This window comes from Coprobacter tertius (assembly GCF_024330105.1).
Classification (GTDB): domain Bacteria; phylum Bacteroidota; class Bacteroidia; order Bacteroidales; family Coprobacteraceae; genus Coprobacter; species Coprobacter tertius.
Genome location: NZ_JANDHW010000004.1, coordinates 132263 through 147186 on the forward strand (window position 1 = coordinate 132263; position 14924 = coordinate 147186).

Consider the following 14924-nt stretch of genomic DNA (forward strand, 5'->3'; position numbering starts at 1 on the left):
CCGCCCTGATAGGAGGCGACTTTCTGTTTTTTTCCAAGTAATTTCTTACTTTCTGATCCCAAGCTCTTTGATAATAGTACGATATCGTTCGATATCCACCTTTATCAGATAATCGAGTAAACGACGACGTTTACCTACCAACATTTTAAGAGCTCTCTCAGTGCTATAATCTTTGTGATTTGACTTCAAATGTTCAGTCAAATGAGAGATACGGTATGAAAATAATGCTATCTGCGCTTCGGGTGAGCCAGTATCAGTATTGGACTTTCCGTATTTCTCAAAGATTTCTCTTTTTTTCTCAGAAGTTAAATACATTTCTCCTTGATTTGTTTGTTAATAAATTCTTTGAGCGCACAAAGGTAAATATTTGTTTTTTAAAAACAATCATTTCATCTGCATTTTATTTTTAATTCTAAATAAACAGACTCAAAATTTACCGAACGAATCTCTTAAATAACAGTATCTTTATTATAAAATATAAAATGCATCTCTCATAGTAAAAAAATTTATGCTACCTTTGCGCGACTCAAAATATATTTTATGCAAAAGATCAGAAACATTGCTATCATTGCTCACGTCGACCATGGTAAAACGACATTGGTCGATAAAATGCTTTTAGCCGGTCAATTATTTCGCGAGAATCAGAATTCCGGCGAACTTATTCTCGATAATAACGACCTGGAACGTGAAAGAGGTATTACGATATTATCTAAAAACGTTTCGATACGATACAAAGACTACAAAATAAACATCATCGATACCCCGGGACACGCCGACTTCGGTGGTGAAGTAGAACGCGTTCTCAACATGGCCGATGGCTGCCTTTTGCTGGTCGATGCATTTGAGGGTCCCATGCCTCAAACTCGATTCGTATTACAAAAAGCAATACAAATGGGGTTGAAACCGCTTGTAGTAATTAATAAAGTAGATAAACCGAATTGCCGTCCCGATGAAGTGAACGAAATGGTTTTCGACTTAATGTTCAGTCTCGATGCGACAGAAGAGCAACTCGATTATCCGACCATATACGGATCGGCTAAACAAAACTGGATGTCGGCCGACTGGCATAACCAAACTGACAGCATCGTTCCCCTGCTCGATGCAATTATCGAATATATTCCCGAACCCGTTTATCTCGATGGGACTCCGCAAATGCTAATTACTTCACTCGATTACTCCTCCTATGTAGGACGCATTGCCATCGGACGCATTCACCGGGGAAAATTAAAAGAAGGGCAAGATGTCGCACTTTGTAAAAAAGACGGATCGATAACAAAAACCCGCATCAAAGAACTTCATTTATTCGAAGGTCTCGGACGCACCAAAGTCGCTGAAGCCGGGTCGGGAGATATTTGCGCATTGGTAGGTATCGACGGATTCGAAATCGGTGATACCATTGCCGATCTGCAAAATCCCGAGCCACTGCCACGTATTGCGATAGACGAACCGACCATGTCGATGACCTTTACCAACAACGATTCTCCGTTTTTTGGAAAAGACGGTAAATTTGTAACATCGAGGCATATCGCCGACAGACTGAAAAAAGAACTCGACCGCAATCTGGCTCTCCGGGTTGAAAAATCAGAAGATGAAGATTCCTGGACAGTTTATGGCCGGGGGGTGCTTCATTTATCGGTGCTTATCGAAACTATGCGTCGGGAAGGATACGAACTTCAAGTTGGCCAACCACAGGTTATAATCAAAGAGATCGACGGTAAAAAATGCGAACCGGTAGAGCAACTGACAGTAAATGTTCCAGAGGAATACTCGAGTAAAATCATCGACATGGTCACCCGACGCAAAGGAGACCTGATGAGTATGGAAACTCAAAATGATCGTATTCATATGGAATTCGTAATTCCATCGCGCGGAATCATCGGATTACGTAATAACGTACTTACTGCATCTGCAGGAGAGGCTATAATGGCCCACAGGTTTCTCGAATATCAACCCTGGAAAGGAGATATAGAACGTCGTACCAACGGATCGCTCATTGCTATGGAAGCCGGTACGGCATACGCCTATGCTATTGACAAATTACAAGACAGAGGAAAATTCTTTATCTTCCCACAAGACGAAGTATATGCCGGCCAGGTTGTCGGAGAAAATGCAAAAGAGGGAGACATCGTCGTAAATGTAACCAAATCGAAAAAACTGACCAATATGCGTGCATCGGGGGCAGATGATAAAGCGAAAATAATTCCGCCCGTCGTATTCAGTCTCGAAGAAGCATTGGAATATATCAAAGAAGACGAATATGTGGAAGTAACTCCTCATCATCTCAGATTACGTAAAATCATCCTTGACGAGAACGAACGTAAACGACAGAATAAAAACTAAAAAATACAACGCCAAGAATAAAAAAGCCCGATATAAAATCGGGCTTTTTTCATATTTATTTTAATAAAAATCAACATTCATCTGTATCATCCTCTTCATTCAGCACGCCTTTCAATCGATCTCTGTCGAGAATCATTATTTCACGAGGTGTATAATCGATAATCCCGTCTTCTTTGAGCTCATTCAACGCATTCATAAAAATAGAACGCTGTACGCCGAAAAAAGTATATAAATCTTTTTGTTTGCAAATAATACGTATATCGGTAGAACGCCGTTGGGTTAAGCATAAAATCCAAAAAGCCAGTTTTTCTTTCACATTTCCCGATGATAAAAGTAGAAAAGTTTCGACACTCTTCTGAGACCTGCGAGAAATGATATTCAACAAATTGATCAGGAAAATAGGCTCATTCTGCATGATATCTACAAAAGTCGCTTTATCGAGCTGCATAATACCCGTATCTTCTACGGCATACATATCCGATGGATAATACGTACTGCGTCCGAACATATGATTCGGAGCTAATACATTGGGAGCACTCAACACCTCGGATATTTTAATCTTCCCGCTACGATTGGTAGTTTCAGAACGTACCCTTCCGGAAATAAGAAATTTCAAATGAGTACATTCTTCCCCTTTAGAAACCACTTTATCCCCTTGGTGATATTTCAAAAAATGGAATTTGGTCTTTTCTATTAATTCAGAAATTTTTACTCTGCTTACCCCTTGGAATAAAGGCAATTGCATGAGTACATCATACATACTATCCATTATATTCATAATTTAATAAGCCAAATTTATAAATAATAATCATAATCCAGTGATACTTAAACATAAAATCATCTTAATTGTTTATAAACAATTGATTTATTTTTTTTTGTTAACTTTGTAATCTCAAAATAAAATACTTGTTTTATGCAGGAATTAAGTTTCAGTTTTCAGGAAGTCATCAGCGCATTCGTCGTTCTGTTTGCCGTAATAGATATTACAGGTCTCATTCCGATTATTATCGATCTTAAAGAAAAAGGGAATGAAATAAGTGCATGGAAAGCATCATTTTACTCTCTTGCTACATTTATCGCATTTCTCTTTATGGGGAATATGGTATTGCAACTGTTTCATGTAGATATCTCATCTTTTGCTATTGCGGGTTCACTGGTTATATTCGTAATGGCGGTAGAAATGATTTTCGGAGTAGAAATATTTAAAATGGACGGTCCCAAAGGAACTACAACTATCGTCCCCCTCGTATTTCCTCTTATCGCCGGGGCTGGTTCTTTTACCGCATTACTCTCGTTACGTGCGTTATACAGTCTTCTCAATATCATTATAGCATTGGTAATGAATATTGCGGTTATTTACATCGTCATCAGATATGTACATGTGTTGGAGAGGATTTTAGGGAAAGGAGGCATTTATGTGTTACGTAAATTTTTCGGAATTATCCTGCTGGCAATTTCGGTAAGGATGTTTATCGATAATCTTGTCACTCTTTTGGCATCTTTTCCTCATTAATATCTTCGGCACGATTTTGATGAAACTCATCTTCTTTTTCCAAAAAGGGAGGGTCTGCCCATTCGGGCCATTCTTCATCATCTTCGGAAATTTCTCTCTGTGATATGCGGGGACGAAATGCTGCCGCCAATATAAATCCTGACATAGCCCCGCTTAAATGCCCCTCCCAGGAAACATCAGGATCGATATATTCAGCTACGGGAAACATATTCCAAAGAATACTCCCATATAAAAAAACTACGACAAGAGAAACAGCCATTAAAGGAAAATCTTTTCTGAAAACACCACTGAAAAACAAGAAAAAAACCAGTCCGTAAATAAGACCGCTAGCACCGATATGTGTGCCTGTACGTCCAATAAGCCAGGTAAATATTCCCGATAAAATCCAAAGCCATAGCACCACCTTCGGTGCTACATCCCGATAAAAAAGAAATAAAATCCATCCCAATACCAATAAAGGAATCGTATTCGCTAATAAATGAGAAAAACCAGAATGTATAAAAGAATAGGTAAATATATGTAGAAGGCTCTGCCATCGACGGGGTTCGATACCCAAAAACGAAAAGTCGTAACCGAATTCCCATTCGATCACTCGGACAATCCAAAGCAAAAGAATAAAAAAAGCAGGGAAAGCCAAGGCATAAACCATTCTTTTTGGCTCGGAGATCGTCATTGAATAATCATTTTGATAAATACACAATTATTCAAAGTTATTCTATTCCGAATAAAAAAACAAGAACTCAGCATTTTTTTAAACTTTAATTAAAAGCGGACTATTTTATTACCGTCTTATTCGAATTAGCTGTTTATAAATTTTGTTTATTAATTTAATTTCGCTATATTCGGCAGAATAAAAAATTTATATTAAATCTAATACTTTAATATTCATAACAGTCAATTTATCTTAATAAATCTATGAGTTATCTGAAGTTTGACAAAAGTTTAATGATAAACTTGGAGCAATCCCTCCCTAAGGAGATTTTGCGAACAAATAAATCAGGGGCTTATCACTGCACGACGATCGTCGATTGCAATACACGCAAACAACACGGTTTATTAGTGATACCGATCCCTGAACTGGACAGTGACAATCATGTCCTTTTATCTTCTCTCGACGAGACCGTAATACAGCACGGCGCACCTTTTAATCTCGGATTACACAAATATCAGGGAAACTGTTACAGTCCCAACGGCCATAAATACATCCGGGAGTTTACCTGTGAATCGGTACCACAAACAATTTACAGAGTAGGAGGAGTCGTTCTTACAAAAGAAAAAGTATTTATATCACACGAAAACCGCATTCTGATAAAATACACACTTGTCGATGCACATTCTGAAACGACACTGCAATTCAGGCCATTCCTGGCATTTAGAAATGCAAATGCACTATGCGTAGAAAATCAGAATATAGACCAAAGTTACGAATTAGCGGAAAACGGAATCAGTTATAGCTTGTATCCGGGCTATCCGAGATTATATATGCAATTCAGTAAGCCGGTTACGTTTACATTCGGTCCCTATTGGAACAAAGGAATTGAATATATTAAAGATCAGGAACGCGGATACGAATATAAAGAAGACCTATATGTACCGGGATATTTCGAACTTCCTATAAAAAAAGGAGAAAGCATTATTTTTTCGGCTGGTATCGGAGAAATAAAACCTCGATCGTTAAATGCTTTATATGCTCGGGAAATAAAAAACCGAACCTTTCGCAGTAGTTTTTTCAACAGCCTGAAAAACTCGGCGCAACAATTTTATATCAAACGCGGTAAAGACAACTATTTATTGGCTGGTTATCCGTGGTTTAAAGTTCGTGCACGAGATACATTTATCGCTTTACCGGGATGTACTCTGGCTATCGGTGATAAGGAAATGTTCGAAAAGATAATGGCAACAGCCGAAAAGGCGATTCGGCATTTCATGAAAACCGGCGAAAAAGATACTACTATACAAGAAATAGACGAGCCTGATATTATTTTATGGTGTATTTGGGCATTACAACAATATGCAAAAGAAATATCTCTTACCGAGTGCTCTGAAAAATACGGTAAATTAATCGATGAAATGATCGATTATATTATGAAAGGGCATCATCCTAACCTGTTTTTACACGAAAACGGGCTACTTTACAGTAATGGTAAAGACCAGATTATCTCCTGGATGAATTCTACACTTTACGGACGACCTTTGATTCCCCGCAGCGGTTATCTGGTAGAATTTAATGCCCTATGGTACAATGCCCTGAAATTTGTGGCATCTCTACCTGTAAATTCCGAAAAAACCGGTCGCATTGAAAAACTGGAGGCTTTAGCAGAAAAAAGCGGAATGTCTTTCAAAGACATGTTCCTCAATGATTGCGGTTATCTTTTCGATTACGTAGATGGCAATTTTGCAGATTGGAGTGTAAGACCGAATATGCTTTTCGCTCTTTCGACCGAATTTTCACCTCTCGACAAAACACAACGAAAAACAGCTCTCGATGTAGTCACTCGAGAATTGCTTACTCCCAAAGGAATAAGAACCTTAAGTCCGAAAAGTCACGGATATAATCCCACTTACGCTGGATCTCAAGAAGAACGTGATAAAGCTTACCACCAAGGGTCTACCCGTCCCTGGCTGATGGGCGCATATGCAGACGCTTACCTAAAAGTTTTCGGATTAAGCGGTGTCTCGTTCCTCGAACGCATGCTTATCGGCTTTGAAGAAGAAATGTCGAATAACTGTATCGGAACGATTTCTGAATTATTCGACGGCAATCCACCTTTCATGGGAAGGGGTGCGATCAGCTTTGCCCCCAATGTAGGAGAAATTTTACGAATATTGAATTTATTGAAAAAATACAACCACCTTTAAAAACCACGATGTATGAAAGCTCTCATGTTCGGGTGGGAATTCCCGCCCCATATTCTCGGAGGTCTCGGAACAGCAAGTTACGGCCTCACAAAGGGAATGTCGGAATGCGGTGACATGGATATTACATTCGTGATACCCAAGCCCTGGGGCGACGAAGATAAAAGTTTCGCCCGCATCATAGGTGCAGGGAATACCCCGGTTGTATGGCGTGACGTTGCATGGGAAACCGTAGCTGAAAGATTAGGCCGTTACATGGATCCTCAAGATTATTATAATCTAAGAGATCATATATATGCCGATTTCAATTACATGCATACCAACGACCTGGGTTGCATCGAATTCTCAGGCCGATATCCCGATAATTTACTGGAAGAAATAAACAATTATTCGATTGTTGCCGGAGTAATTGCCCGTACATTTCCCTGCGATGTGATACACTCGCACGATTGGCTCACCTACCCGGCAGGAATACATGCTAAACAAGTAACCGGCAAACCTCTTGTCATACACGTACACGCCACTGATTTCGATCGCAGCCGAGGGAACGTGAATCCGACAGTTTACGGAATAGAGAAAGACGGAATGGACCAAGCCGATCACATTATTACAGTAAGTAACCTTACCCGGAAAACCGTTATTGAAAAATATAATATCGATCCGGCAAAAGTAACGACAGTACATAATGCCGTAGAACCTTTGAGCAAAGATATCATGGCCATACAAATGCCCAAAAACACAAAAGACAAAGTAGTTACTTTTCTGGGGCGCATCACCATGCAGAAAGGCCCGGAATACTTTGTGGAAGCAGCGGCTCGTGTATTACAGAAAACCAATAACGTACGATTTGTGATGGCCGGTAGTGGAGATATGATGGATAAAATGATACGATTAGCTGCACGCAGAAACATTTCTGACCGTTTCCATTTTACCGGATTCTTAAAAGGGAAACAGGTATATGAAATGCTGAAAGCAAGCGATGTATATATCATGCCATCGGTTTCCGAACCATTCGGTATTTCACCTCTCGAGGCAATGCAAGTCGGCGTTCCTTCCATTATCTCCAAACAGTCGGGATGTGCCGAAATTCTCACCAATGTAATAAAAACCGACTATTGGGATATCGATGCTATGGCCGACGCCATTTACTCGATTATTACTTACCCGGCCATGTACCATCAGTTAAAAACCGAAGGGAAACGAGAAGTGGACGAAATAAAATGGAAATACGCAGGCCAGAAAGTCATCGATATATACCACCGTATTACCGGGAAATAAATTCCAATATATGAATTAAACGCAACAAGATATGAAAACAATCTGCTTTTATTTTCAAATACACCAACCTTTTCGTCTGAAACGTTATCGTTTTTTCGATATCGGTAACGACCACTATTATTACGACGATTTCAACAACGAAGAGATCATGCATCGTATTGCACAACGATCTTATATACCGGCTAACTATACCCTGCTCGAGATGATAAAAAACTCCAACGGGAAGTTCAAAGCCGCCTTTTCCATTTCGGGTATCGCACTCGAACAACTCGAAATATATGTTCCAGAATTTATCGACAGCATGAAGGAACTTATTAAAACGGGCTGTGTTGAAATGCTTTCCGAAACTTATGCACATTCACTGGCATCTTTAAAAGACCCCGAAGAATTCGCCAATCAGATAAAAGCTCATGACGATAAAATAGAAACCCTTTTCGGTGTAAGGCCAAAAGTTTTCCGCAATACGGAGTTGATATATTCAGACGATATTGCCTCGATGGTTTCGGCCCTCGGATTTAAAGGATGTATTACCGAAGGTGCCAAACATATTTTGGGATGGAAAAGCCCCAACTACCTATACAATTCGACAGTTGTTCCCAAACTTAAGCTTTTACTGAAAAACTCAAAAGTAAGCGATGACATCACTTTCCGTTTTTCGAATTATGACTGGAGTGAATACCCGCTCACCGCAGACAAATTTATGCGATGGATACACGACACTCCCGAAGAAGAGCAAATCATAAATCTCTTTATGAATTATGAGACTTTAGGGGAACTACAACCACGAGAAAGCGGAATTTTCGAATTTATGCGGGCATTACCGCGCTTTGCGGAGGGAATGGGCATTACTTTCTCCACACCGTCTGAGGTAATTTCCAAACTGAAACCTGTAGGTTCATTATCGATGCCTTACCCCATATCGTGGGCCGACGAAGAACGGGATACCAGTGCATGGTTAGGAAATGTACTGCAAAACGAGGCATTCGAAAAACTTTATTCTGTTGCCGAAAGGGTAAGGCTTTGCGATGACAGAAGGTTGAAACAAGACTGGAATTATTTGCAAACGAGTGACCATTTTTATTATATGTGCACAAAACATTTTTCAGACGGTGCCGTACACAGCCATTATAGCCCTTATGAAACTCCTTATGAAGCGTTTACCAATTACATGAATGTACTTAGCGATTTCATCGTTCGTGTAGAAGCCCAATATCCGGCGTCGATCGAAAACGAGGAACTGAATTCGCTGATTACAACCATACGTAATCAGGCCTCTGAAATAGAACTTTTACAAAAAGAACTAAAGTCGGCTAAGGCGGAAAAGAAAGCTGCGGCATTAGCTAAAAAAACTGCTCAAGCTAAAATTCCAACAAAGCCGAAAACCGATAATACCGATAAAAAGGTACAGGAAAAGAAAACTTCTTCATCCTCGAAAAAAACAAAAAAATAAACAGCATACATAAACAACGGCGGTACATTAAATCTTATAATGTGTACCGCCGTTATTCATAATTTAATCAGGTATAAACTATATAATTCCTTATATACGTTATTCTCTGTAATAAAATCAGAACCCGAAATCCTCGAGAACAATACGTTCCGATGCATTTTCCTCAATTTTACGGGCTTCTCCATGTTCGGACAACCCCTCTACATAGATTGCTTTTTGAGGAATAGCCGGACATACCGATTCGCAACCTCCACAGCCGACGCAGAGATCCTGTTCGATATGAGGAATCGTTAGTTCTCCTTCATATTTAACCATACTTACCGCCTGAGTAGGACAATGCTCAGAACAAGCACCGCAACTCGTGTGATCGGTATGTACAATACACCTTTCCACATCGAAGTGCACTTCTCCCAATTTCAATTTATGTTTTTCTTCCCGTGTTATCGGTTTGAGCGCATGAGCAGGGCAAATATCCGAACATAACGTACAATCGAAATTACAAAAACCTTTTTCGTATGACAACATAGGCAACATAATTCCAGAAAAACCATATTCAGTAAAAGCCGGTTTAATAACTTTAGAAGGGCATTTGCTTACACACAAATGACAGGCAGTACAATGGTCGATAAAATTCTCGGCACTTAATCCTCCCGGTGGGACAATAGGTTGTTTACGGGGCGAATTTCCCCGAGATATTTTACCTTTAGGCACGACTTTCGCCTCAACAGCAGTAGCAACCATTAAAGACGACAACGCGAGAAAATAGCGCCGGGAAGCAAAACCGCCTGTCTCTCTTTTCTGTATTTCCTTTTCTGTTGTTTTTCCGGGAAACCAGGTATATCTTATCGCCCCTTGTTTACATGCCGTAAGACAGTCGAAACAATCGACACAACGGGAATAATCGATACGATGCTTGGCCGCATCGATACAGGATGCTTTACACTTGCGGCTACAAACCGTACAACCGTTACATTTCTCGACATCGATATAGGGTTTTAATAATGCAAATCGTGATACATACCCGAGCATAGTTCCTACAGGACATACTGTATTACAATAAATACGGCCGTTTTTGAACGCCAATGCCACAATGATAACCAATGAAACCAAAGCTATAATAAACGACGACACAGAGGCTATATAAACCTCAATATGGTATAAGGAGTAGTTTCCGAAACGATTAAAAATATATGCCAGTACATTATTGATTCCCGCAAATACAGGTAAAAACAAATTATTAACAAAACGTCCGTATATGCTATATGGCTCTATAAGAGCGACAAGAAACGCAATATTAAAAACCAGCACCAGAAAAAAGAATACGAGGAACGATATACGCAAACCCTTATTCTCAGCAATATACTTAAACTTCTTTTTCTTATTAAACGCTAAAGCGATACGATTGATAACATCCTGAAAAATACCCAATGGGCAGATAACCGAACAATAAATACGGCCGAAAACCAAACTGAGTACGATCACGATAACTGCAGCTACCAATGCGATCATACCGCCCGAAAGCAATGCCGGCCCCAATTGAATGTGTTCGAGGAAATGAAATTTATGGGATAATATTCCCCAGAAATCGAGAAAATAGCAAGTTATTCCCAACATGACCAATACGGCCAATATTTGTCTTATTCTCTTTAATAACATGGTTTCCGGATTATAATTTTATTTTCTTTACTTTCAAATTGTTGACATTCATAGTACCTAACCGCAATTCCTGTGCTTTAGCAAGGTAAGGGACATTCTCGAGTGGCATTTCCCGCAGTTGGTTAAAAAAACGAGTAGCAGCCGTATCGGCGGCGACTATATCTGTAGACAAAATAAGGGCTTTCGTTATTACTACATCTCCCTGGTTAGTTCCTCGTGGGCCGTTATTAAGCATAACGCGATACGCATCGATAATATTCAATACCGGCTTCTTATCAAGGGTAGAGCAATCGGCTATACATTGCTGTAAATCATTTTGATGAAAATATCCTCTATCCCAAACAATACCCATGAGATTTTTCATAGCAATAGTCATTTGAGCGCCTCCATGATTCTTTAAAACCGGAACATTCAACCATACATCACAATCGAGAATAGCTTTATGAATCAATGCCGATTTTAAAGATTTACCTTTCGGCAGTTCTACTTGAGAATAATAACTTTCTTCGTTTCCGGGTAAAACCTTTGCCCCTTCAGCCTTAGCTGCTGCTTCAATCCCACTGTTGGCATAGCACAAGCGCCAATTATCACACGTATGATCAAATACAACAACTTCGGAGGCACCTGCTTCAAAACATTGCTTTACAATCTCCCGTACAAGAGCCGGATGAGTATTTGCGCCGAATTCGGGGCGTTTATCCCACCCGATATTGGGTTTTACAACAACTTTATTTCCCGGTTTTACATAACGTGACATCCCCCCTGCCTCAACAATCGCTTTACGAAACATGACATCGGGTTCGCCTCCCATCACCGCCACCAAGTCATAATTCCCTCCCGGGGCGGCAACCCCTTTTTGCGACATTGTTTCCAACTTGTTTTTATTCCCGCTACCCGAACACCCATAAGTAGCAGCCATGCCGGCGACAGCCATTGCTTTTAGAAATTCACGTCTCTTCATACTCTTACTTTTATATACACAAATATAGGTATTATGACTTTTCACAATTCATTTATTTTCTTGTTTTTTTAAACATAAATTTAATTTTTTCTTCCTCGAGACGATCGTGACACAAAAAACGGAATATTGTGACACTACTTTCTTATCTGAACCTATGTAAACACAAAGAGATCGATCAAGACACAAAAAACAAGAAAGGCTGCTTTACACAAGCAGCCTGATCTTTTATTCAAAGAAAATATATAAAAAGCTTAGTCAGTCGTTTCTTCTTCCTCCTACAAAAATAAGAATATAATATATAAGTGTCGCCAGTGAACTCAATGCTGCTACAACATAAGTATAAGCAGCCCAACGCAAAGCATCCTGCGCTTTATCATGCGTATAAGCATTCGTTACTCCGGCGTTGGTCAACCACGCTAATGCCCTGCGGCTCGCATTTATTTCTACCGGTAAGGTAATAAAGCTGAATAAGGTCGTCACTCCGAAAAGAATAATACCGAATAACATCAATTGCGGAAATACTTTCAAAGTAAGAATACCAGCCAACAATACCCATGTCATCCATTGAGACGCAAAACTGACGAAAGGCACCAGTTTGGAACGCATATTCAAAAAGGAATATGCCTGGGCATGTTGCACAGCATGACCACACTCATGTGCCGCCACTGCAGCTGCCGCAATATTGTTTCCGTAATAAACGTCGGGACTCAGATTTACCGTATGTGTCTGCGGATTATAATGGTCGGTAAGTCGTCCCTCAACCGACAAGACTTTTACATCGTAAATACCGTTATCTTTCAACATTTTTTCTGCGATATCATGACCTGTGAGCCCATTCGGTATAGGAATTTTAGAATAAGTTTCGAATTTGTGCTGTAAAGTTTTTTGAACTAAAAAACTTATCAACGCAAATATTATAAATATAATATATATTCCCATGTCTGATCTTTAGTGATACAAATATATAGAAAAAGTATATCCGTAACTGTTAATTGAATTTCAAATTATAAATAAATATCGTTAACGATACGACGAAATTATAATAAGATGTATATCATAATTAAAACAAAAAATTAAGCTAAAAGTTTAGCTAAAACAATAAATTCAATAATTTTAAATCGTTTAATAATAAAATAGTGGAAAACGAACTAATTTGATTATAAAATGAAAGAAAAAATCACCATCTTTTTAAAGCAGATTACGCTCACGATACGTAATTTCCCTGCCGAAACCGCTTTATCGGTTTATTGTTTTTTTCTTTGTGTTCTCTATAAAGAACATGTTTGGGTTCATAATACCCAATTCAGGTTTGTTATACCTCTGTTTATGATTTTGTCTTACCTTTTAAACGACTGGTTTAAGACAAAATATCGCTTTATATACTATCTCTCGCCTTTGTTATGCGTGCCTTTCTTCTTTATTTTTGTCGACGATTGGGTAACATCTATAGCTTACCCGATTACAATTCTTATCGGTATTTTATTAGTTACCATACATAAATGGAAAAAGCAAAACACATTTTTCGTGTCGGATACATTACATTATTTACTTTGCGCCTTCTATGCCGTTTTATTTACAGGAATCGCCTTTTTACTTTTGGTAAGCATCTATTATTCGATAAATTATATTTTCGATGTCGAATTATTTAACGAAAACGAATTTTTATCCTATCTCTCGATGTTTATATTTATTATCGGAACTCCTCTTTTATTCTTTACATTCATTTCTCGCCGGGTAATATATAAGCAAGCCGAAAAAAGGAACTTCGGTGATATATTGCTCAATTACATCATTAGCCCGGCCATACTTATATATACCCTTATCCTGTATATTTATTTCCTGACTATATTATTTTCCTGGTCGTTACCCAAAGGGGGTATCGCTTATATGGTTTTCGCCTTTACAATCATTGCGATCATTTCTAAATCATTACAGCCTTTCTTATATAAACCGTTATACAACTGGTACTATAAAAATTTCAGTTTTATCGCTCTACCGGCCGTTACTATGTTCTGGATAGGCGTTTCTTACCGTATCTGCCAATATGGCTTGACACAATCCCGAACCTATCTCGTCATCTGTGGATTCATCATGACAGCGACCCTGTTTATGTTTATGTCAAGAAAAACCGGGAAATATTTATATGCTACGATACTTACTATAATTCTATTCGCCACTTTCACATATATACCGGGAATTTCAGCTGGTAATATAGGCATTTATTCACAAATACGGGAAGTGAAAAAAGCGGTCGCGGAATTAAATCTAAAATACGAAAACGGAATAATTATTTTACCGGTAGATACGATTCACATCGATAGTATTCAGACCAATTCATATAACCGGTTACTCGACGCGTCTCGTTATATCGAAAATGAAAAAGGGCGAGAATTCATGATTTCGTATTTTGGTGTATCGAGAGCCGAAATCTCACGTAAATTGTTACCTTATGTCATCGATGGCATAAACAAATCTAGTTCAATTTACCTGTCCAAATTCAAGAAACCTTATTCCTGTAAAGGTTATTCTTTAGTATACCCCTATGAAACAGGAGGAATGACGATATATAATAATGATAAAACGCTGATTATGAAAAACAATGATGTTTTAATTTTAGAAATATCTTATGATCGGCTAAAACAGGAACAACTAAAAAAGGCCGGTATTACGTCTCTGTCCCCTTCAGAAAGAGAAATACGGGAACATAACGACGAACTCATGATATATCGTCACAAAAATTTTATGATCGTATTTTCGTTCTTAAAGTTCGAAATACAGGACGACACACTCTCCCTTGTTTCTTTAGGAATAGACAATATCTTTCTTAAATAAATATTATAAAATAGGAAAGACGCGAAAATTTCGCGTCT

The 14924-nt window shown here is 38.8% G+C and carries 12 protein-coding genes; 6 read left to right on the forward strand and 6 right to left on the reverse strand.

Features of this window, described 5'->3' with window-relative positions:
• Positions 1-45: 45 nt before the first annotated feature.
• Positions 46-315 (reverse strand): 30S ribosomal protein S15, encoded by a 270-nt coding sequence (gene rpsO, locus NMU02_RS05365; RefSeq protein ID WP_255026352.1) that lies wholly within the window; start codon positions 313-315, stop codon positions 46-48.
• A gap of 225 nt (positions 316-540) precedes the next feature.
• Here rpsO and typA point away from each other — a divergent pair, with 225 nt between their 5' ends.
• Complete coding sequence (gene typA / locus NMU02_RS05370; protein WP_255026353.1) at positions 541-2340, forward strand: translational GTPase TypA; 1800 nt, start codon at positions 541-543, stop codon at positions 2338-2340.
• 70 nt (positions 2341-2410) lie between these two features.
• On the opposite strand, the gene NMU02_RS05375 is transcribed toward typA, so the two are convergent.
• Positions 2411-3118: a Crp/Fnr family transcriptional regulator gene (locus NMU02_RS05375; protein WP_255026354.1), complete on the reverse strand. Its 708-nt coding sequence runs from the start codon at positions 3116-3118 to the stop codon at positions 2411-2413.
• A 135-nt stretch (positions 3119-3253) separates the two neighbouring features.
• Between NMU02_RS05375 and NMU02_RS05380 the strand changes: the two genes are divergently transcribed.
• Positions 3254-3853 (forward strand): MarC family protein, encoded by a 600-nt coding sequence (locus tag NMU02_RS05380; protein WP_255026355.1) that lies wholly within the window; start codon positions 3254-3256, stop codon positions 3851-3853.
• On the opposite strand, the gene NMU02_RS05385 is transcribed toward NMU02_RS05380, so the two are convergent.
• Positions 3825-4526: a rhomboid family intramembrane serine protease gene (locus NMU02_RS05385; protein WP_255026356.1), complete on the reverse strand. Its 702-nt coding sequence runs from the start codon at positions 4524-4526 to the stop codon at positions 3825-3827. The two genes, NMU02_RS05380 and NMU02_RS05385, sit on opposite strands and share 29 nt — an antisense overlap.
• 242 nt (positions 4527-4768) lie before the next feature.
• Here NMU02_RS05385 and NMU02_RS05390 point away from each other — a divergent pair, with 242 nt between their 5' ends.
• From NMU02_RS05390 to NMU02_RS05400, 3 genes are read left to right on the forward strand one after another with little or no spacing between them, the layout of a single operon-like run.
• Positions 4769-6712, forward strand: coding sequence for a glycogen debranching enzyme N-terminal domain-containing protein (locus NMU02_RS05390; RefSeq protein WP_255026357.1), 1944 nt, complete (start codon positions 4769-4771; stop codon positions 6710-6712).
• Positions 6713-6724: 12 nt separating this feature from the next.
• On the forward strand, positions 6725-7987 hold the full coding sequence (locus NMU02_RS05395; protein ID WP_255026358.1) for a glycosyltransferase family 4 protein: 1263 nt from the start codon (positions 6725-6727) through the stop codon (positions 7985-7987).
• Positions 7988-8018: 31 nt separating this feature from the next.
• Positions 8019-9437, forward strand: a complete 1419-nt coding sequence (locus NMU02_RS05400) for a glycoside hydrolase family 57 protein (RefSeq protein WP_255026359.1) — start codon at positions 8019-8021, stop codon at positions 9435-9437.
• A 117-nt stretch (positions 9438-9554) separates the two neighbouring features.
• On the opposite strand, the gene NMU02_RS05405 is transcribed toward NMU02_RS05400, so the two are convergent.
• From NMU02_RS05405 to NMU02_RS05415, 3 genes are all read right to left on the reverse strand, one after another.
• Positions 9555-11093 carry a 4Fe-4S binding protein gene (locus NMU02_RS05405; RefSeq protein WP_255026361.1) on the reverse strand — a complete coding sequence of 513 codons (1539 nt, stop codon included), beginning with the start codon at positions 11091-11093 and terminating at the stop codon, positions 9555-9557.
• Between the two features lie 10 nt (positions 11094-11103).
• Positions 11104-12054 carry a DUF362 domain-containing protein gene (locus tag NMU02_RS05410; protein WP_255026363.1) on the reverse strand — a complete coding sequence of 317 codons (951 nt, stop codon included), beginning with the start codon at positions 12052-12054 and terminating at the stop codon, positions 11104-11106.
• Between the two features lie 255 nt (positions 12055-12309).
• Positions 12310-12993 carry a zinc metallopeptidase gene (locus tag NMU02_RS05415; RefSeq protein WP_255026364.1) on the reverse strand — a complete coding sequence of 228 codons (684 nt, stop codon included), beginning with the start codon at positions 12991-12993 and terminating at the stop codon, positions 12310-12312.
• A gap of 225 nt (positions 12994-13218) precedes the next feature.
• On the opposite strand from NMU02_RS05415, the gene NMU02_RS05420 reads away from it, so the two are divergent.
• Complete coding sequence (locus NMU02_RS05420; RefSeq protein WP_255026365.1) at positions 13219-14886, forward strand: DUF4153 domain-containing protein; 1668 nt, start codon at positions 13219-13221, stop codon at positions 14884-14886.
• Positions 14887-14924: the final 38 nt, after the last annotated feature.